This is a genomic window from Priestia abyssalis (genome assembly GCF_002019595.1).
GTDB lineage: Bacteria > Bacillota > Bacilli > Bacillales > Bacillaceae_H > Bacillus_BA > Bacillus_BA abyssalis.
The window spans coordinates 4810403-4830934 of record NZ_KV917369.1 but is presented as its reverse complement, the minus strand read 5'-3'; the positions used below and the strand labels follow the sequence as shown (position 1 = coordinate 4830934).

Sequence of the window (20532 nt, the reverse complement as noted above, 5' to 3'; positions counted from 1 at the left end):
AAATGAAAGAACGAATTGAGTATTTAATGAGAGCCGCCTATGAATTGAAAGCATCGGATTTGCATTTAACCGTCGGCGTACCGCCCGTCGTGCGTTTGAATGGAGAATTAAAACGGTACGGCAAAGACAACCTTTTACCTGCCGATTTGGAGCAAATGGCGAAAGCAATCATGACGGACAAGCTGTGGGAAGAGTTCAAGGAAAAAGGCGAAATGGATTTTTCATACGGCTTGCACGGCATTTCCCGGTTTCGCATCAATACGTATCATCAGCGCGGCTGTGTGGCGATGGCCATTCGTGTCGTTCCGACCAAAGTGCCTTCATTAGATGAACTGGGGATGCCGGATATACTGAAAAGTCTTTCAGGGAAACCGCAAGGCCTTCTTCTTGTGACAGGACCGACGGGGAGCGGCAAATCGACGACACTGGCAGCCATGATTGATTACATGAATAAATCGATGCGCAAGCATATCATTACACTCGAAGATCCGATCGAATATTTACATAAACATGGCGGCTGTATCATTGATCAGCGTGAAATTGGACTTGATACGGATAATTTTGCCAACGGCTTGCGCGCTTCGCTGAGGCAGGATCCCGATGTCATCCTGGTGGGCGAGCTTAGGGATTTAGAAACGATTCATACGGCCATTACCGCAGCCGAGACGGGCCACCTTGTGCTTGGGACGCTTCATACGTCGAGTGCTCCTTCTACGATCAATCGGATTATCGATGTCTTTCCCGCTTCCCAGCAAGCCCAAATCCGTATTCAGCTTGCTTCTGTGTTGACAGGGATTGTATCGCAGCGGTTGCTTGCAACGGCCGACCGGAAAAGCCGTGCTTGCGCCATGGAAATTTTAGTAAACAACCCGGCGGTCGCCAACTTGGTCCGAAATGAGAAAATCCACCAAATTCCAAGCGTCATGCAAACGAGCCGTGCGCTTGGGATGCAAACGTTGACCCAATCCATCCATGAATTGATTGAAGCAGGGAAAATTTCAGTTGAGGCGGTACAGCCTTATCTTGAGGAGACGGTAACATAATGCCACAGTTCAAATATGAGGGCCGGGACCTGAGAGGTAAAAAACACCAGGGAAAAATGACAAGCGCTTCTAAAAAAGAGGCCATTTTAAAGTTGAAAGAAAAAGGCATCCGGGTTTCCGATATTCAGGAAATGAAAGAAACGCTGCTGAATAAAGAGATTACAATTGGAAACAGCGTTAAATTATATGATTTTGTCATTTATTTGCGGCAATTTTCGACGTTATTGAAGGCCGGTGTCACGGTTGTCGATTCCACAAGAATTTTAGCCGGACAAACGGACAGTAAGGCGCTGAAAAAGGCGTTAATGGATGTGGAAGAGGATTTGCGCGGCGGAAATGCATTGTCCGCGGCGGCTGCGAAACATAAAAAAGTATTTCCGCCGATGTTCGTGAATATGGTAAGAGCGGGGGAGGTTTCGGGAAGTCTGGACGAAACGCTTGAGCGGCTCGCCGATCACTTTGAAAAACAGCACCGCACGAAACAAAAGGTGATTTCAGCTCTTGCTTATCCGGCTGTTGTCGGAGTCATTGCAATTGGGGTCGTCATTTTCCTTCTTGTCTCGGTTGTGCCTACATTTGTCGGGATGTTTGAAGATTTTGGGGCTGAGCTTCCGGCCATCACTCAATTTGTTCTCGATGCCAGTGATTTTATGACGAAGTTTTGGTGGATAATTATCGGTGGGCTTGTATTAATCTCTGTTGCCGTTTCGCTTTTATATAAAGAAAAGCAAAGCAAGTATTATTTGGATTATTTATTGCTTAAAATGCCCATTTTCGGAGGCTTGCTACAAAAGGCGGCCATTGCCCGGTTCACCCGGACATTGAGCTCGCTCTTTTCGAACTCGGTCCCAATTTTGCAGGCCATCAGCATTGTTGAAAATGTAGTAGGCAATGAAGTGGTATCGCGTGTATTAGTCAAGTCACGAGATGCATTGGAACGGGGACATTCTTTGACGGAGCCGATGGAAAAGCATTGGGTGTTCCCGCCGCTTGTCACGAAAATGATCGCCATCGGCGAAGAAACGGGGTCATTGGATGTGATGCTCGGGAAAGTTGCCGACTTTTACGAAGCGGAAGTCGAAACAAGTACGGATCGACTCAAATCGCTCATCGAGCCGTTAATGATTGTTGTACTCGCGGGACTCGTCGGAACGATTGTAACATCGATTTTAATTCCGATGTTTGACATATTTAATCACGTACAATCATACTAAAACTATTTTCATATTTAAGTAAATATTGTAAAATGATAGTAGTATTGTCCTATGTATTTATTAAATTAAGGGAGAGAAAATGATGTTAAAAAGAATGTTGAAAAATGAGAAGGGTTTGACGCTGATTGAATTATTGGCGGTAATTGTTATCCTTGGTATTATTGCGGCGATTGCCGTGCCTAGTATTGGTGGGATTATCCAGAAGTCGAAGGAAGATGCAGTTAAGGCGGATGCGTTGCAGATTTTGAATGCGGCGAAAGTTTATGTTGCTTCAAATGGGGTTGATGATGTTTCAATCGATCAGACAGATTTAGCAAGTTATGTCAATGGTGTAGATGATTTTGTTTCAGCTACCTATACAGTCACTACAGATAAAGATAGTAAGACATTTAAACTAAAAACAGGTGAAATTACTGCAGGTAAAGTTAAAATTAAGTTTGATGACGCAGATGTAACAGCTATTGAAAAGAAAACACCGGCAGCAGTTGAGGGTGTTATTACTATTAAGTAGTAATTCCTAAATTTTTTTCGAGGAATTTATATTATGTTATTACTTAATGTATATATTTTTTCGTTAGGCCTCATCCTAGGTTCATTCTACAACGTCGTCGGTTTACGCATCCCAATGAAACAATCAATCGTGAAGCCGCGTTCAAGTTGTCCAAGCTGTAAGCATGTGCTTACGGCGCGGGAGCTTGTTCCGGTGTTTTCTTATCTTATACAAGGCGGGAAATGCCGGAACTGTAAGGCGCGCATTTCACCGATTTATCCGTTTATGGAACTTTTGACAGGCATGCTTTTTGTCCTGTCATTTCGTTTATTTGGGTTTGAATATGAATTGTTGGTTGCGCTGACATTAGTTTCCTTGCTTGTGATTATTGTCGTGTCCGATTTGGCCTATATGGTCATTTCGGATGTCGTGCTGCTGTTTTTTACCGGTTTGTTCCTCATTGAACGAATCTTCATCCCGCTTATGCCATGGTGGGATTCGATTTTAGGTGCCGCTGTCGGATTTGGTCTCCTTCTTTTTATTGCTTTTGTCAGCAAAGGCGGCATGGGCGGCGGTGATATTAAGCTGTACGGTGTGCTTGGCATCGTGTTAGGATGGAAGCTCGTGCTGCTTTCCTTTTTCCTCGCCACCTTATTCGGCGCTGTCATCGGCAGCATCGGCATGATGATAGGGAAAGTGAAAAGGAAGAATCCGATTCCCTTCGGACCGTTCATTGCGGCGGGGACCCTTTGTGCCTATTTTTACGGCACAGAAATGCTAGAGTGGTATTTTACATTTTTACTATAGTAGGTGAGAAACAATGGTCTTACGGCTACCATCCATGAAAGGCAAAATAGGCAATCTTGTTATAAAAGACCATGTGATACGTTATGCGGAATTGAAGCATGCCCCGTCCCTTGCCGTTTCAAAGGCATATGAACGGTATTTGCCAAAGGGAATCATCGAGAACGGAAAAATCGTCGATTCCGAAACGCTGTCCATGATTTTGGACGAGTGTGTGCTTGATTGGGGACTGAAGCGTACGAAAGTCCGTTTTGTTGTGCCGGATGACCGCGTCGTTATTCGGCATCAAACATTGCCCGAATCGCTCGATGACGATGAGATAAAAGGGTATTTATATATGGAAATCGGTTCAAGCATTCATTTGCCGTTTGAAGACGCGATTTTCGATTTCTTCGTTACAAGCCGTACGGAGCAGCAAACAGACATTATTTTATTTGCCGCTCCGGAAGAGCTTGTGCTTCATTATTCGGAGGTTTTGCAAGAAGCGAAACTGCAGCCTGTGGCGGCGGATGTTTCGCCTCTTTGTTTATATCGCCTTTGCCATCATGAAGATTTAATGGCAAGAGACACTCATCAGATGTTCATCCAAATCGATTTGTTGTCTGTCAATGTCAGCGTGTTTCATGAACACCAGCCTACCTTCATGAGACATATTCCATTGGAAGATAAGCTGGAAAACTGGAATGTAACAAATGATGGGAATCACTCTGTTTTAGAACGGGTGGACGGCAAAGACATACTGTTAGGAAAATTGAATGATATTTATAAAGAAGTGGAGCGGATTGTCAATTTTTATAAGTTTTCGATGCATGAAGGAAAAACGGAGATTTCCCAATTATTCGTCACAGGCGACCATCCATATTTAATGGAGCTTTTTGAGAAGTTGCAAGAAAACGTGTCGCTGCCGGCTCAAATAATTGATGTTTCCGTCCAGCAAAAAGAGCTGCCGAATGAAGTGGACCGCCGTTATTACTTGGCACTAGGCCTGGCTTTAAAAGAGGTGCAATGATGTTAGTTGAAATTAACTTGCTTCCGAAAAAAGAACCGAGAAATATTGCATTTCTTGTTATCATGTCAGTCTTAATCGCGGGCGGAATAGCAGCAGGCGGGTTTCTCTTATGGAAATATACCAATTTGCAGTCAGAGCGAACACAGCTTGAAATATCGATTAATGAGACGAAAGCAGGCCGGCTTTTAAAAGAAAAAGAAGCGGGAACACGTCAAAGTAATCAAGGAGTGCAGCAGTTGCAGTCAGCGATCGAATGGATGGAACACTATCCGATTTCGACCGTACCGATTTTAAATGAATTGACGTCTGCCTTGCCAAAACGGGGATTCATCCAGGGATTCCAATATACCGAAGAACAAAAAGCCGTACTGATCGTGCAGTTTGATGAAAGCTCGGAGGCTGCTTTTTATTTAAGTCGTTTAAACAATGAACTCTCGATTGTAAAAGATGCGAAGCTGATGGTAGTGGAAGCCCAGGAGTTGAAAAACGAGAAAACGGAAGAGCTTGATGAGACAGAAAAGGTACTGCCGCGTTATTTGGCGACATTTGAGCTGGAAATTGACGGAGAAGAAGTGAAGAAACTGGCGAAGGAGGAAGAAAAATGAGCCTTCGTTTAACGAAAAAACAGTCTCTGGCTGCTGGGATCCTTTTTATGATCATTGTCCTTCTTTCTTTGCTGTGTTACACGAAGTTCATTCGACCGTTCGAGCAAGAAGTTGAACTGTTAGAAAGCGATTTATCAACCGAACAGCAATTGCTGAAATCCGCGAGTGAGAAGGCAGGCATGCCGGCAACACAAATGATTCAAAGCAGTGTGGAGCTGCAAAAGCGTCTTCCGGTGAAGCCGTTTACCGAACAGTTTTTGCTCGAGCTCGAAAAAGCGGAAGTGGTGTCAAACAGCTTAATTTTAAGTATGCAGTTTTCCGATGAGGAAGAGGCGGATCTTGGGTCAGCGGAGAGCGAAGAACAAAACGGACCGAACAAAAAACAGATGGTGATGGATGAAGAAACGGGAACCATCGTTCCGGAAGATAAACAGGAAGAAGAGAAGGCGGAACAAAGCGCGGAAACACTGCCGGTCGGCTTGAAAAAAGTAACGGTCAAGCTTTCGGTCGAATCGGAATGGTACAAGGATTTGCTGACGTTTATCGATACAGTGGAAAAGTCGAGACGAATCTCGCAAGTTGAAAGCATTTCATTTCAAGGGCCGCAGGAACCGACCAAATTATCGGAAATCGACAAGCCTACCGTCCAATATGAGCTGACAATCTCGACTTTTTACCATCCGGCTTTAGAAGAATTGCGAAAAGATATACCAACGATCGATCTGCCGGAACCGGGCGAGAAAGAAGATCCGTTTCAAACGTTGATCAATAATTAGTGATGGATGAAGTGACCGTCTTATTTTGGGGGAGTAGCCGTGAGTGAAAGAATGGTAATTAAAAATAAAAAAGGGCTGACGCTTGTCGAATTGCTTGCTGTCATCGCCATTTTAGGCATTCTTGCCGGAATCTCCATCCTTGCTGTCGGTGCAATTATCGAAAAATCGAAACATCAGGCATTTGTGGCAAATGCGGTTGCGATGAAAGAAGCGGCCTCTTTGCATAGGCGCGCGAGTGAAGTGGCACTGAATCCGCAAATGCAGGCAAAATTGACATATACGGAATTGGTCAACGAAGACTATTTGCATGTCCTGCAAGATCCTTATACACGAAAAGAGCTCGGGATAACAGATGATCAAAACAAATCGTTTGTCGAAATCAAGCTTGAGGATAATGAACTTCAGTATTACGTTTGTCTGTACGGAGAAACGAAAAAAATATGCGGCAGCCACGATGAAGGAATTCCATCGAAGGAACTGTCCACCGACAAAATCGCAAATTTGCTCCCATAATGTCGAAAACCTTTCATAACAAGACGACAAATGTCTTGTTATTTTTTTTTGCCCTTGTGATAGGATGGGAACAAGTAAATGTGCTGTGAAAGCAAGGGTGGTGGACGGAAATGGACAAGCAGCCGAATAAAATTTCCATTAAGATCAATGGACAAGAAAAAAAGTATGAAGAACAAGGAAATGAAATAAAGAAACAAAATCAACCAGTAAGCCAGTCCTCTTCACAAGAGGAATTTGCATGGGTTCTTCCGGAAGACGAGCCTTTGAAAATCGTGTCCATCGAAGATTTGCGTCATGTTAAAAGCAAGAAAAAACCATCTATCGCTAAAAAATCCGCTTTAATAAAAAGAAATGGTACATCAACAAATGTGGTAAAGAAAGTCATTTTTATTATGTCGGTTGCCGTAGTAGTCGGAACGGGGCTTGGTATGTTCAGCTTGAAGCTGATGACAGGCGAAGACTCCATGTTTGCGCCGAAAAAGTCCGAGCCTGTTGTTGTTAACAATTCGGGGTTATTGGAGGAACCCGGAGAAAACGGGGGGCTGGCAGAAGGGATGAAGACGGATTCTTTGCCGGCGATTTCACTTTACGCCGTACAGGCAGGGGTCTTTTCGACGAAACAAGGCGGGGAAGATGCCATTCGTAATATGAGAGCAAAAGGGTATGCGGCCGCTGTCGTTCCAAACGAAAAGTCCTATGCTTTATTTATTGGAATCGGACTCGACGAAAAGATAACGAAGGAAATAGGAGAACATTACAAAAAACAAGGAGAGAGCACATATGTCAAGCCGTATGATCTCGCGTCCATTCAAATGGATGCATGGTCAAAGGATGAACAGACTGTAATGACGAAGGCGCAAAAGTCGTTTAACACACTGCTTTCCCTTTCTTCTGAGACAGCAGCCAATCCGTCCGCTTCGTTAAGCGGGTTGAAAGGCATTAAAGAAGAACTTGTGCAATTAAAGTCTAATGAAAAACTTGATCAGAACATCGGAAAGTTTCTCTCTTATTTATTAATGGCAGAAGCTTCTTTATCCAAGTATGAAAAAGATCAAGGAGAGGAAGCGAGATGGCAAGCCCAGCAATTTTTGCTTGAAGCGGTCAGCGTTTATGCTGAATTGAAATAAGGAAACGAGCTGCCGGAAAAGTTTCGGCGGTTTTTTTGTCCCTCATGGACGAGTGTCTGCGGTCTTTATCCATATATCGTATAGAGCTGCATTCATAGATATCGGGAAAATTGTAAAATAAGGGAGAAGTTGCTAGAATGGATTTGTGTCGAGTGCTATTAGTACATGTTCAAAAAGGATCGAGAAGGGCGATAGTCGTTTTTCCCGGACTTGTTGAACAACCTCTATTATTTGAAATGCAAAGGTGATGAATATGAAACAACAACTAGTATTAGCCTCAGGATCCCCTCGTCGCAAGCAACTGCTTGAACAGCTTCATTTATCATTTACCGTTCATGTCAGCAGCGTAGAAGAAATCTTTGATGCCAATCAATCTCCATATGACATCGTGATGTCGCTTGCATTGCAAAAAGCAAACGATGTCGCTGCTCATTATCCGGATGCCTATGTGCTAGGATCGGATACGGTCGTCGTATATGACGGGAACATTTTGGGGAAACCAAGTGATGAAAATGAAGCAGTGAACATGCTGCAAATGCTTTCGGGCTCCACGCATGAAGTTGTAACAGGAGTGGCTATTGTGCATAAAGGGAAAGCGATCTCGTTTTATGAAAAGGCGGACGTTACGTTTTGGGAGCTGACAAAAGAAGAAATTATGGACTACGTCAAAAGCGGTGAGCCGATGGATAAGGCCGGATCCTATGGTATTCAAGGACTTGGAGCGTCACTTGTACAAAAAATGGAAGGCGATTACTATTCGGTCGTCGGTTTACCGTTGTCCAAAACGATTCGCGAGTTGAAAAAAGCGGGCTATGTGTATGAGATGAACGGTTCATAAAAAGGAGGAACTTTTAGTGAACCAGTCCACGTTAAAAATCCACGATTTCCCCGAAGATGAGCGCCCCAGGGAACGATTGCTTTCTTATGGGGCCGCCAGCTTATCCAACCACGAGTTGATAGCCATTTTATTGCGCACCGGCACGAAAGAAGAATCGGTGCTGCAATTGTCCAACCGCATTCTCCAGCATTTTGACGGATTGAAGCTTTTGCAAGACGCGACCGTCGATGAAATGACCTCCATTAAAGGTGTAGGGACGGCGAAGGCCGTTCAAATCGCGGCTGCCATTGAAATGGGCAGGCGAATCAGCAAGCTGCATCTCCACGATCGTTATACGATCCGCAGTCCGGAAGATGGAGCCAATTTCATTATGGAAGAAATGCGTTTATTATCGCAAGAACATTTCATCTGTCTTTACCTCAATACGAAAAATCAAATTCTCCACAAACAAACCATCTTCATTGGAAGTTTAAACTCCTCGATCGTGCATCCAAGGGAGGTAGTGCGCCCATAAGGGCATTTAGAAAATCTGCTCTAGCAAAGCAGTAGGGAACTATCATATTCTTTACCCTATCATCAGCCAACTTATCCGTAAGGGAAACCAAGCGGGGAGTGTAGCATGTTGGAAAAGCCGTAAGTTGTCTAGTTACCAAGGCACGACTGAACGGCGAGATGAAAATTCATAGACAAGGATGAAAGCTGGATTGCTTGAATGATAGCTCAAGGAGGACTACGGGGACCTTCAGCGGGAGGTAACGATTTACGCTGTGTGAAGTATGCATATTTCTTAAAGACGTCGAGAAATATGAAGTGATACTGCTTCATCCATCTTCTGTATGGAAGAAACGAGTGAAAATCACATCCGAAACTATGAAATGCTATGTTTCTAAATGTCTAAATGGGGATTGCCTAAGTCAGAACGCTGTAAACACAGCTATGCATAATGCCCAATAAGGTGATAAATTTCAAGTCGAAAGGTAAGAAAGATGATGCTGAAAATCTGATATGGCAACGGAGTTCTCGTAGTAGTCCGAGATAGGGAAAGCCTATTACATGGCGAAGGGGAGCAGTTTATCTAGTTTAATACCAAATTGGGAAGGAGCGAGAGGCTCTATGAGAAATCCAAAAGTAGTGTTAAACAGTCTAACTTCCAAAGCACAAAACGAATCGTACGTATTTGAACGGTTATATCGGAATTTGTATAATACCGAGTTTTATTTAGAAGCCTATGCCAAACTCTACCCAAATAGAGGAAGTAATACAAAGGGTATTAATAACAACACAATCGATGGAATGAGCTTAGAACGAATCGAGCGTTTAATTGAAAAACTTAAAGAACAGACATATCAACCAAAACCAGCACGTAGAACGTATATCCCGAAGAAAAATGGGAAACCACGACCTTTAGGTATCCCAACTTTTGAGGATAAATTAGTGCAAGAGGTTGTTCGGCGAATTTTAGAAAGTATTTACGAACCGCAATTTTCAAATCAATCACATGGTTTTCGACCAAATCGTAGTTGTCATACAGCATTAAAAGAAATACGCAATACTTTTACAGGTACGAGATGGTTTATTGAAGGTGATATAAAAGGTTTCTTTGACAATATCGACCATCATGTGTTAGTTGGACTTTTACGGAAACGCATTAGGGATGAGAAATTAATTAATTTAATTTGGAAATTTCTAAGAGCAGGTTATGTAGAAGAATGGGCTTTTCATAAAACTTACAGTGGAACCCCTCAGGGTGGCATAATTAGTCCGTTATTATCGAATATTTATCTGCATGAATTAGATAAACATGTAGAGAAGTATGCGGAATCCTTTAATAAAGGTGAAAAACGTAGGCATAATCTTGTCTACCATAACCTGGCATCAAGGATTAAGTATCGTAAAAGTAAGAATAAACGTGATTGGGAACGACTAACTAACGAAGAAAAAGCTGTAAGGCTTCGAGAATTAAAAGCATTATATAAAGAACTACAAAGCCATGACAGTAAAGACCTCTTTGACCCAAACTATCGTCGAATGAAATATGTTCGTTATGCTGATGATTTTATTATCGGTGTTATTGGAAGTAAAAAAGAAGCCGAACAAATTAAGAAAGATTTAACAGATTACCTTGCAGATAAACTCAAATTAGAATTGAGTGCTGAAAAAACGTTGATAACTCATAGTCAGAAAAACGCAAGATTCCTAGGGTACGACATTCGAGTAGCAAGGGATTGGCATAGAATGAAGATGCCGAATGGCACGAAGAAGCGAAAGTTCAACTATCAAACGAAGCTATTCGTACCACATGAGAAATACATCAAAAAACTCATCGATTTAGGTGCATTAAAAATTGGTAGCAACAATGGGTGGAAACCTGTTCATCGTCCGTATCTAGTGCATAATGATGACCTTGAAATTCTTCGTACGTATAATGCAGAAATTGAAGGATTATACAATTATTATCGCTTAGCAAGCAATGTACATGTCCTTCAATCTTTCCGACAAACAATGAAATACAGCATGATTAAAACATATGCCAGTAAATACAAAAGTACCGTCAGTAAAATGATTACAAAGTTTAAGATAAACAGGAAATTCGGTATACGTTATAAAACGAAGGATGGCCCTAAAATTGCCTATTTTACGGAACAACGAATGGAAAAGAACTCGGAAATCCAAAAACAATCAGTGGATATAATCGAAAATACGATCGTTTACGGTGGCAGAACAAGCCTCGTTGAACGCCTTTTAGCTGAAATGTGTGAATGGTGTGGTGCAGAAAATGTTCCACTGGAAATGCATCATGTCAATAAGCTCAAGAACTTGAAAGGCAAGAAACGATGGGAACAATTTATGATTGCAAGAAATCGTAAGACAATTGCCATGTGTGTGAAATGCCACCATGACTTACACAATGGAAAGTTAGATTGATAAATGGAAAGCCGTATACTTTGAGAAGAGTACGTACGGTTTGGAGGGGAGTTCTTGGAAACCTACTTAGGAAACTAAGCAAGGCACCGGGTTCTTACCCTACTTCAAAGAAGCATTTCGTCGATCTGCCGCCTCCATCATTTGTGCCCATAATCATCCTTCCGGGGACCCCGCGCCAAGCAGGGAAGATATTGAGGTCACTAAAAGGTTGAAAGAGTGCGGGCACATTATCGGCATAGAGGTGCTCGACCATCGTGTGCGTTGTTCCTAGACAATCTGCATCGAAATATGCAACAAAACTAGGCAAAGATTATACGTCTTTGAACTTTACGCTTGAATAGGTTGGTGAAACTCCAACTCATCGTTAAATGTTGGTAACGTTGCTCTGAAACTCCGACGTGCGTAAATGGTTAACTACATTTGTGTACGAAGCTCGGTAAAGGCGTTGAAAAACGGACCTGAGAAGCGGTTAGTGAAGTAAGCGGGAGGCTATAAGATCGTCATGCTGACTCACCAGGAATCCTCGTACGTACGGCTCGTAAAGTGAGAGGGAAACAAAATGAAGTTTCTCGCTTCTGGTAAAGAAGTTTAATCGTAGGTTTTGTATTGGTGGTTGCAAAATCTATACTACTCCAATAAAGGAATAGTGTCTTGCGTCCTTCCAACAGTGGATAAAAAGATGGTTAACGGGTCAAAGAGGACAGCTAAAACGGTAATGGAAAGCTAGAGCGTAAGGAACAGCGGAACCACAGAAGATGATGATAAGAGGAGTTAATCTCAATGCATCTAAATTGGAGGAAATGACAATTGAATCTGTGGGACAGCAGCCCGTAGTAGTGTTGAAATTTCTGTAATAGGAATGGAGCGAAGGGGCATAGTCAGTTCAATTATTAAGTTAAATCAACTTGTTAGGGAAGCCGTATGTGCATACCTGATTAAAACCTTGCACTCTCCCAATAAGGAGGGATCGCAATGGAACAAAAATCTAACTATCTAAAATCAGAACAAGAATTAAAAGATAAACAGGACGAATTATACAATAAAACCATCGAAGGTATAAAGCAAAAGGGACAATCGCCTGGACATAAAGATTTATTGGAACTGATGGCAAGTGAGGCAACGATACTAACGGCTATCCATCGTATTAAAGCGAATAAAGGAAGCCGTACTGCTGGAAGTGACCATAAATTGATGAAGCCGGATATACTTCAAAAAGATTATCCTAAGGTCATACAACTCGTACAAGAAAGCTTTCGAAACTATCGTCCAAAACCTATTAAAAGAAAGTACATTCCAAAAGCTAATTCCGAAGCATTGCGCCCATTGGGAATACCAAGCATTATCGACCGAGTGATACAAGAATGTGTGCGTTTAATTATTGAACCAATTCTTGAAGCACAGTTCTTCCAACATTCTTACGGTTTTAGACCAATGAGAGATTCCAGTATGGCGTTAACTCGAACAACTGATATTGTGCACATTACCGGGCATTATTGGATAATCGAAGGTGATATTCGTAAATTCTTCGATTGTGTGAATCACACAATTCTCATTAAAAAGCTATGGAACATGGGAATTAGAGATAGACGAGTGCTTATGATCATCAAAGCAATGCTTAAAGCTGGAATCATGGATGAACTAAAAGAGAACCCAATTGGGACACCTCAAGGAGGAGTCATTTCTCCACTACTAGCAAATGCTTACCTACACGCATTTGACCAATGGGTGACCAGAGAGTGGGAAAATAAGAGAACACGTTATCCGTATGCCCAAAAGTACAAACAGTATGATAGATTACGGAAAACCACACATTTAAAAGAAACGTATCTAGTGAGGTATGCGGACGACTGGGTACTCATAACGAACTCCAAACGGAATGCGGAGAAATGGAAGTACAGAATAACAAGGTATCTGAAAGAGCGATTGAAATTGTCTTTGTCAGAAGAAAAAACGCTCATAACAGATATACGAAGACGACCAATCAAATTTCTGGGCTTTGAAATCAAGGCAATCAAGGGTAAAGCAAAACACGGGCATATTCTCATCAGTAAACCTAATCAACAACGGTTAAAAGAAAAAGTAAGTGAAATTCATAAAACAATTAAGAAAATTAAAGGTGCAACAAAGAAAGAAGACCTAATTCATTGGATCAACCTTATCAACTCTAAAATAAGAGGGCTAATTCAATATTATGAATGTACGACGAAAGTAAATGTTTATCTGAGGAAGTATACCGATAAGCTACACTACTTGGCATACTTAAAACTTCGAAAACATGGTGGCTATAAGCTGCCAGCAAAGCAAGTAGATAACCTACTATCAGTTCATGATAAATACACAACGAAAATCCCCGTGATTGAATACAATGGATTGAAAATAGGTATCACAAGATTAGACTTTTGTACATGGCAAAAATCTAAAAATAAAAGCCCTAAAGAAACACCATACACCGAAGCAGGGCGACAAGTTTACATGAATCGTACTGGCAAAAAGCCCATTAAAGTAAGAGCTGATGAGCTTCTCAGCCTGAATTGGTCTAAGATTATCAAAATTGGACATAAGGGAAAACTGTACAATTTTGAATACTTTATGAATCGAGCCTACGCTTTTAACCGCGATAAAGGAAGATGCCGAGTATGTAAAGAGGAACTTCAGGGGGACGATATACGGATACATCATATTAACCCCAAGCTTTCAATAGAAGAAGTAAATCGAGTTCCTAACCTTGCATCCATGCATGAGCATTGCCATCAAATGATTCACAGTTCAAAAGATTACTCAATGGTCGGAAAAAGAACATGGGAAAAGGTTCTAGGTTTTAGAGAAAAGTTGAGCTTAACTTAAATAACTGAATTGATGGAACGCCGTATGAAGGGAAACTTTCACGTACGGTGTGAAGGAGGGGAAAAGACAACCCTAACGAATCGGAAATGACGAGGGTCAGTCTTACCTATTCCTATTCATCATCGGCGATCGAAAATATGTAAGCCTCAAGGAAAAAGGGTATATGTAAATGCTATGCTTTTTTTGATGAGTGGGTTATAATAGGAGTCATGAATTTTGAATTGACAAGCTGGTGAAGGTTGCGAGAAAAAATTATTTCATTTAGACAATATTTGGCGTTGACATATACGACATAACTCGACACAATAATGAATGTCAGTTTTTTAAATGAGCACGTTCATGCCTTTGCATTTCGGTAATAGAAAGGGAGATACACATAATGTTTGGAATCGGTACAAGAGACCTTGGAATAGATTTAGGAACTGCTAACACTCTTGTTTATGTAAAAGGAAAAGGAATTGTCGTTCGCGAGCCGTCCGTTGTGGCGCTTCAGACAGATACAAAGCAAATTGTCGCGGTTGGGAACGATGCAAAAAATATGATTGGCCGTACGCCTGGAAACGTCGTGGCGCTTCGTCCGATGAAAGACGGAGTTATTGCCGATTATGAAACAACGGCTACGATGATGAAGTACTATATCAAGCAAGCGCAAAAGTCAAAAAGCGTATTTGCAGGAAAGCCTTATGTAATGGTATGTGTGCCGTCTGGCATTACAGCGGTTGAGAAGCGCGCGGTCATCGATGCGACGCGACAAGCAGGTGCAAGAGATGCTTATACGATTGAAGAACCGTTCGCAGCGGCTATCGGAGCGAATTTACCGGTTTGGGAACCGACAGGAAGTATGGTCGTCGATATCGGCGGCGGTACAACAGAAGTTGCGATCATCTCTCTTGGGGGTATCGTAACAAGCCAATCCATTCGCATTGCCGGTGATGAAATGGATGATGCGATGATTCAATATATCCGTAAAAATTACAATTTGATGATCGGTGAGCGGACGGCAGAAGCGTTAAAGGTTGAAGTCGGTTCTGCAGGCAACCCTGAAGGCATCGATAATATGGAAATTCGCGGGCGTGATTTATTAACGGGTCTGCCGAAAACCATTGAAATTTCAGCGGCTGAAGTAGCAGATGCGTTAAAAGATACGGTTACAGCGATTGTTGATTCCGTAAAGAGTACACTGGAGCAAACCCCTCCTGAGTTGGCAGCGGACATTATGGACCGTGGAATCGTGCTGACAGGCGGAGGCGCTTTGCTGCGCAATTTAGATAAAGTTATTAGTGAAGAAACGAATATGCCGGTTGTCATTGCAGAAGATCCGCTTGATTGTGTAGCAATCGGAACTGGAAAAGCATTGGATCATATCGATTTATTCAAAACGAAAGCCGGAGATTCCTACCGCTAAAAGATAAGAGGTGTAAATCATGCCACAGTTTTTTCTAAACAAACGATTAATTATTTTGTTAGTCAGCATTATTATTTTGGTGGCATTGATTGGTTTTTCATTAAATGGTCGCAAAACGGTAACATGGCCGGAGCAATTCGTCAAAGATACGGTCGGTTTAGGTCAAACAGTATTTCATCAACCCGCACAATATGTCGCGGGTTTCTTTCAGAGCGTAAGTGACCTGAAGCGTACATATGAGGAGAACGAACTTCTAAAGTCCAAACTAGATAGATACATGCAGCTGGAAGCGAAAGTGAAAGCGTTGGAAGATGAAAATAAAAAGCTGAACGACATCTTAGGCAAGCAAGACAGCCTGCGTAAGTATGAACCTATTCAGGCGACTGTCATCGCCCGTAACCCTGACCGCTGGCATGAAGTCATTGCCCTTGATCGCGGGAAAGTGCACGGAGTGGAGGAAGACATGGCAGTGATTACTGCTCAAGGGTTAATCGGTAAAATCAAGCATGCTTCTCAGTTTACTTCCACTGTTCAACTTGTAAGCTCCCTTGATCGCACGAATCGTATCTCGGCAGTTATTCAAGCAGATACGCCTGTATTCGGCTTGATTGAAGGCTATGATGAGAAAAAAGGAGCGCTTATGCTAAAACGCATTCCGAATGAAGCGAAAATTAAAGAAAAGCAACTCGTTTTATCATCCGGCCTAGGCGGTGTTTTCCCAAGTGAACTTATTATCGGGGAGATTATTGAAGTGGAACCGGATGAGTATGGCCTCACTCAAATCGCCTATGTTAAACCGTCTGCCAACCTTTATGATTTAGACCATGTAATGATTGTAAAAAGATCCATGATTGCTGATAAGAACTTTGATAAGGAAGAGGAGGAAGAGAAATGAACCGTTTCTTCCTTCCTTTTCTTATTTCCGTCGTTTTTGTAAGTGAAAGTTTATTTGTGAATTTTATTGCGGTTCAACCTTTTTTTCGCCAATGGATTTTGTCTCCAAGGTTTGTGCTTATTGTTTTGATTTTTATGGCTGTATATTTAAATAAAAAACAAGCAATGATGTACGGCGCGATTTTCGGGATGCTTTATGATGTGGCCTTTACAGATATCCTTGGCGTGTATATGTTTGGTCTGCCGGCCATGTGCTATTTAATGTCCAAAATGATGAAGGTCCTCCAAAACAATGTGATTGTCGTTTCCCTGTCAGCGGTTTTGGGTGTGGCTATTTTGGAATTCTATATATACGGAATCAATTTATTGGTGCATGTCACTGAAATGACATTGAATGAATTTTTAGCGATGCGGTTCTATCCTACCCTTGCGTTGAGTGCCGTTTTTTGCGTCCTTTTTTCCTATTTTCTTAAAAAGCGTTTTCAAAAACTTTCGTTACAATATACGGATGAACGTCTATAATGGAAAAAGAGGAAATTCGTAAGTCTATGTCGAAATTATTCATTCGTTGAGGTGAACGTCGTGAATAGACAAAAACAGCATAATGTAGTGATTAAAGGAACGAAAGACGGCCTCACGCTGCATCTCGATGATACATGTTCGTTTCAAGAGCTTATAAGCGAACTTGAAACGAAGCTGTCAACGAATCAGCATGGAGATAATCAACAGCTTGTAGCGGTACAGTTAAAGATCGGCAATCGCTATTTAACACCGGAACAAGAAGAACAGCTAAAGGCTGTCGTCAATCAAAAAAATAATTTAGCCGTAAACATGATCGACAGTAATGTCGTTTCGAAAGAGGAAGCTGTTCGTTTAAAAGAAGAAGAAGAGATTGTGTCGATTTCTAAAATCGTTCGTTCAGGACAAGTCCTGCAAGTAAGCGGCGATTTATTATTGGTTGGAGATGTCAATCCAGGGGGTACTGTTATAGCTGGGGGGAATATTTTTATTTTAGGGGCGCTGCGAGGTATTGCCCATGCAGGATACAGCGGAAATATACAGGCTGTGATTGGTGCTTCTGTGATAGAAAATGCCCAGCTTCGCATAAATGATGCTATTTTAAATCCGACAGAGAACGGGGGGCATAAAGAAGCATCTTATATGCAGTGTGCGTACTTAGATGAAGATGGGGAAATGGTAATGGAGCGAGTTCAATCCATGCCGCAGCTAAGACCTAATTTGACACGGTTAGAAAGGAGAAATTAACAGTGGGAGAGGCTATAGTTATTACGTCAGGAAAAGGTGGCGTCGGAAAAACGACGACATCAGCCAACTTGGGTACAGCACTCGCTTTGTCCGGCAAACGGGTTTGCTTAGTGGATACGGATATCGGTTTACGAAATTTAGACGTTGTAATGGGACTTGAAAATCGTATTATTTATGATTTGGTAGATGTCATTGAAGGCCGCTGTACACCACAAAAAGCCTTAATTAAAGACAAGCGTTTTGAGTGCTTATATTTGCTTCCTGCTGCACAGACGAGCGATAAGTCGGCTGTGAATCCTGAACAAATGAAACACTTGGTCATGGAGTTAAAGCAAGAGTTCGATTATATCATCATTGACTGTCCTGCCGGCATTGAACAAGGGTATAAGAATGCAGTGGCAGGTGCTGACAAGGCTCTAGTTGTGACGACTCCAGAAGTGTCAGCTGTTCGTGATGCAGACCGTATCATCGGCCTTTTAGAAAAAGAAGATATCGAATCACCAAAGTTAATCATTAATCGTATCCGAAACCATATGGTGAAAAATGGGGATATGCTCGATGTGGATGAAATCGTTTCTTTGCTTGCCATTGATTTAATCGGTATCGTAGCTGATGATGACAGCGTCATTAAAGCATCGAACAGCGGCGAACCTATTGCGATGGATCCTTCCAGCAAGGCATCGCTCGCCTATCGTAATATTGCAAGACGAATTCTCGGAGAATCCGTTCCGCTTCAGTCTCTTGAGACAGAAGAAGCAGGGGTATTCGCCAAAATAAAAAAATTCTTCGGTGTTCGATAAGTGCGCAACAGCTTTAGTGCGGCCATTCGTCATTTCATACATAGCAGTACATTAAGCTCAATCATTTAGATTGGGCTTTTTATTTTGTCTCTTTTCTAAAAGGTGATGGCTTTTTGTTTTTGGATTGGAGGCAAGCGGATAATTGCCTTGTCACGCTTTGGCGTCACGATTTTCAGAATATAAAGGACCAAAGAATATCGATTTCTCGTTATTGGAGGGATTCAAAGATGTTCTGTCATAACGCTCGAGGACAAGTCATACATTGATAGAAACAAGCTTAAAAGGAATGGTGAAAAGATGAATCGACGCGCTGAAGAAATCAAAAAACGCATTGCTGAGCGCAAAAAAAGGCAGGGAGCTAAGTCGAATAGCGATCCGTTTTCTGCCTATTCTGTTTTAAGTGACGAAGAGCGTTACGGGGCCGGCCATTTGCCGGTGGTGGAATATTCCCATTCTCCACATGAGCGTCAGTCTTCCCCTTCCTCGCTTTTCCAAAAAGAATGGCTTGCTTTTAAATTTTTAACATCGGTTTGTTTAGTGCTTGTGGTTGGAATTTTATTCAAAAATTCTTCGCCCGGCTTGGAAGATGCCAGGCAATATGTTAAACAAACGATGGAGACTGAATTTCAATTCGCTTCGGTTTCGAAGTGGTATGAAGACACCTTCGGGCAGCCGCTTGCTCTGTTGCCTATTGATACAAAAAAAGAAGCGCCTCCCTCTTCGCAACCATCTCAATACGCGATCCCCGCCTCAGGCAAGGTGTTAGAAACATTTGAAAAAAATGGTCAGGGTGTCATGATCGAAACGGGAAGTCAATCCTCTGTTGAAGCAATGAGCGAAGGGATTGTCACGTTTGCCGGAAATAAAGAAGATAGCGGCAAAACGGTGATTATTCAACATGCAGATGGGAGTGAGACATGGTATGGGCAACTTGAGAAAATTGATGTCAACTTATATGATTTTGTGGACAAAGGAAAAACGGTAGGAAAAGTACAGGAAAATCAAGACGGCAAAACCGGGACGTTTTATTTTGCGATTAAAAAAGGAGAAAAATTTATCGATCCGAACCAGGTGATTTCCTTTGACTAAAATGATATCGGTATTGACCAGTATCCATATTCATCCTCTTCTTTGGGCTGTGTTGGGTATCGGGATTATTACCGCCCATTTTCAGCAATTAATTATGCTTTTTTTTATTGTACTGGTTCATGAATTGGGACACGCCGCTGCGGCTTCCTTCTTTTCGTGGCGAATAAAAAGAATTATGCTGCTTCCATTTGGGGGGGTGGCCGAAGTTGAAGAACATGGAAATCGTCCCATACACGAAGAAGTGATCGTCACGATAAGCGGCCCGCTCACACATCTCGCATTAATGATCATTTCGTATAGCTTATTATCTCTATCTGTCATCTCTTTTGAACAGCATCAACAGTTTATGATGCAAAATTTTATGATTCTGGGATTCAATTTGCTTCCGATCTGGCCGTTGGACGGAGGGAAGCTCTTATTTTTGTACTTTAGCCGTCATCTTCCTTTTTTGCAGGCGTTTGAAAAAATGTTGTATGCTTCAGGTATGTTATTGGGGATTCTTTTTGTCGGAGCTGCTGTCTTGTATTTAAAGCATCTTCACCTCTGGGTTGTTCTCGGTTTTTTGGCCTTTTCTATTTATATGGAGTGGCGGCATAAACAATATGTTTACCTCCGCTTTTTACTTGATCGATACTATAGCAAAGAGAGAAACATTAGTAAACTAAAGCCCTTAATGGCGGCGGCAGGCGATCCAATCCAAGATGTTTTGGCACAATTTCAACGAGGATGCAAACATGTCATTGTTGTCAAAAACAAAGAAAATGAATCCATACAGCTCGATGAAAACGAGCTCCTCCATGCTTATTTTTCAGAAAGGCGACTTGAAGCACCAATCGAAGAAGTCATTCCCTTTTATTGATTTTCTCTTAAAATATCGGTACAGTTATCAT

Annotated in this window: 19 protein-coding genes and 2 pseudogenes; all 21 read left to right on the top strand. The window is 42.0% G+C overall.

Annotated features, from left to right (window positions below):
* The first annotated feature begins 2 nt into the window (after positions 1–2).
* Positions 3–1043, top strand: coding sequence for a type IV pilus twitching motility protein PilT (locus tag BK575_RS23150; protein WP_078413930.1), 1041 nt, complete (start codon positions 3–5; stop codon positions 1041–1043).
* Positions 1043–2257, top strand: coding sequence for a type II secretion system F family protein (locus BK575_RS23145; protein WP_078413929.1), 1215 nt, complete (start codon positions 1043–1045; stop codon positions 2255–2257). Before BK575_RS23150 ends, BK575_RS23145 begins: the two co-directional genes overlap by 1 nt.
* A gap of 79 nt (positions 2258–2336) precedes the next feature.
* Positions 2337–2768: a type IV pilin protein gene (locus BK575_RS23140; RefSeq protein WP_407984362.1), complete on the top strand. Its 432-nt coding sequence runs from the start codon at positions 2337–2339 to the stop codon at positions 2766–2768.
* 33 nt (positions 2769–2801) lie between these two features.
* Positions 2802–3554 carry a prepilin peptidase gene (locus BK575_RS23135; protein WP_078413927.1) on the top strand — a complete coding sequence of 251 codons (753 nt, stop codon included), beginning with the start codon at positions 2802–2804 and terminating at the stop codon, positions 3552–3554.
* A gap of 13 nt (positions 3555–3567) precedes the next feature.
* Complete coding sequence (pilM, locus tag BK575_RS23130) at positions 3568–4560, top strand: type IV pilus biogenesis protein PilM (protein ID WP_204524881.1); 993 nt, start codon at positions 3568–3570, stop codon at positions 4558–4560.
* Positions 4557–5165, top strand: a complete 609-nt coding sequence (locus tag BK575_RS23125) for a fimbrial protein (RefSeq protein WP_139368093.1) — start codon at positions 4557–4559, stop codon at positions 5163–5165. Before pilM ends, BK575_RS23125 begins: the two co-directional genes overlap by 4 nt.
* Positions 5162–5941: a hypothetical protein gene (locus BK575_RS23120; protein ID WP_078413925.1), complete on the top strand. Its 780-nt coding sequence runs from the start codon at positions 5162–5164 to the stop codon at positions 5939–5941. Before BK575_RS23125 ends, BK575_RS23120 begins: the two co-directional genes overlap by 4 nt.
* 39 nt (positions 5942–5980) lie before the next feature.
* Positions 5981–6454, top strand: coding sequence for a type II secretion system protein (locus BK575_RS23115; protein WP_078413924.1), 474 nt, complete (start codon positions 5981–5983; stop codon positions 6452–6454).
* A 110-nt stretch (positions 6455–6564) separates the two neighbouring features.
* Positions 6565–7581: a hypothetical protein gene (locus BK575_RS23110; RefSeq protein WP_078413923.1), complete on the top strand. Its 1017-nt coding sequence runs from the start codon at positions 6565–6567 to the stop codon at positions 7579–7581.
* Positions 7582–7834: 253 nt separating this feature from the next.
* On the top strand, positions 7835–8419 hold the full coding sequence (locus BK575_RS23105; RefSeq protein ID WP_078413922.1) for a Maf family protein: 585 nt from the start codon (positions 7835–7837) through the stop codon (positions 8417–8419).
* A 16-nt stretch (positions 8420–8435) separates the two neighbouring features.
* Positions 8436–8927: pseudogene (locus BK575_RS23100) on the top strand (JAB domain-containing protein); the annotation flags it as partial.
* A 605-nt stretch (positions 8928–9532) separates the two neighbouring features.
* Positions 9533–11344, top strand: coding sequence for a group II intron reverse transcriptase/maturase (gene ltrA / locus BK575_RS23095; protein WP_078413920.1), 1812 nt, complete (start codon positions 9533–9535; stop codon positions 11342–11344).
* A 103-nt stretch (positions 11345–11447) separates the two neighbouring features.
* Positions 11448–11615 (top strand): annotated as a pseudogene (locus BK575_RS23090) (JAB domain-containing protein); the annotation flags it as partial.
* Positions 11616–12316: 701 nt separating this feature from the next.
* Positions 12317–14188: a group II intron reverse transcriptase/maturase gene (gene ltrA / locus BK575_RS23085; protein ID WP_078413919.1), complete on the top strand. Its 1872-nt coding sequence runs from the start codon at positions 12317–12319 to the stop codon at positions 14186–14188.
* 379 nt (positions 14189–14567) lie between these two features.
* On the top strand, positions 14568–15593 hold the full coding sequence (locus BK575_RS23080) for a rod shape-determining protein (protein ID WP_078413918.1): 1026 nt from the start codon (positions 14568–14570) through the stop codon (positions 15591–15593).
* Positions 15594–15612: 19 nt separating this feature from the next.
* Entirely contained in the window at positions 15613–16488 is an 876-nt protein-coding gene (gene mreC / locus BK575_RS23075) for a rod shape-determining protein MreC (RefSeq protein ID WP_078413917.1), read from the top strand.
* Positions 16485–17009 carry a rod shape-determining protein MreD gene (gene mreD / locus BK575_RS23070; protein ID WP_078413916.1) on the top strand — a complete coding sequence of 175 codons (525 nt, stop codon included), beginning with the start codon at positions 16485–16487 and terminating at the stop codon, positions 17007–17009. The genes mreC and mreD overlap by 4 nt, the downstream gene beginning before the upstream one ends.
* A 51-nt stretch (positions 17010–17060) precedes the next feature.
* Entirely contained in the window at positions 17061–17753 is a 693-nt protein-coding gene (minC, locus tag BK575_RS23065; RefSeq protein ID WP_328589532.1) for a septum site-determining protein MinC, read from the top strand.
* A gap of 2 nt (positions 17754–17755) precedes the next feature.
* Positions 17756–18553, top strand: coding sequence for a septum site-determining protein MinD (minD, locus tag BK575_RS23060; RefSeq protein ID WP_078413914.1), 798 nt, complete (start codon positions 17756–17758; stop codon positions 18551–18553).
* A gap of 297 nt (positions 18554–18850) precedes the next feature.
* Positions 18851–19642 carry a M23 family metallopeptidase gene (locus BK575_RS23055; protein WP_078413913.1) on the top strand — a complete coding sequence of 264 codons (792 nt, stop codon included), beginning with the start codon at positions 18851–18853 and terminating at the stop codon, positions 19640–19642.
* A gap of 1 nt (position 19643) precedes the next feature.
* Positions 19644–20501, top strand: a complete 858-nt coding sequence (locus BK575_RS23050) for a M50 family metallopeptidase (protein ID WP_078414928.1) — start codon at positions 19644–19646, stop codon at positions 20499–20501.
* Positions 20502–20532: the final 31 nt, after the last annotated feature.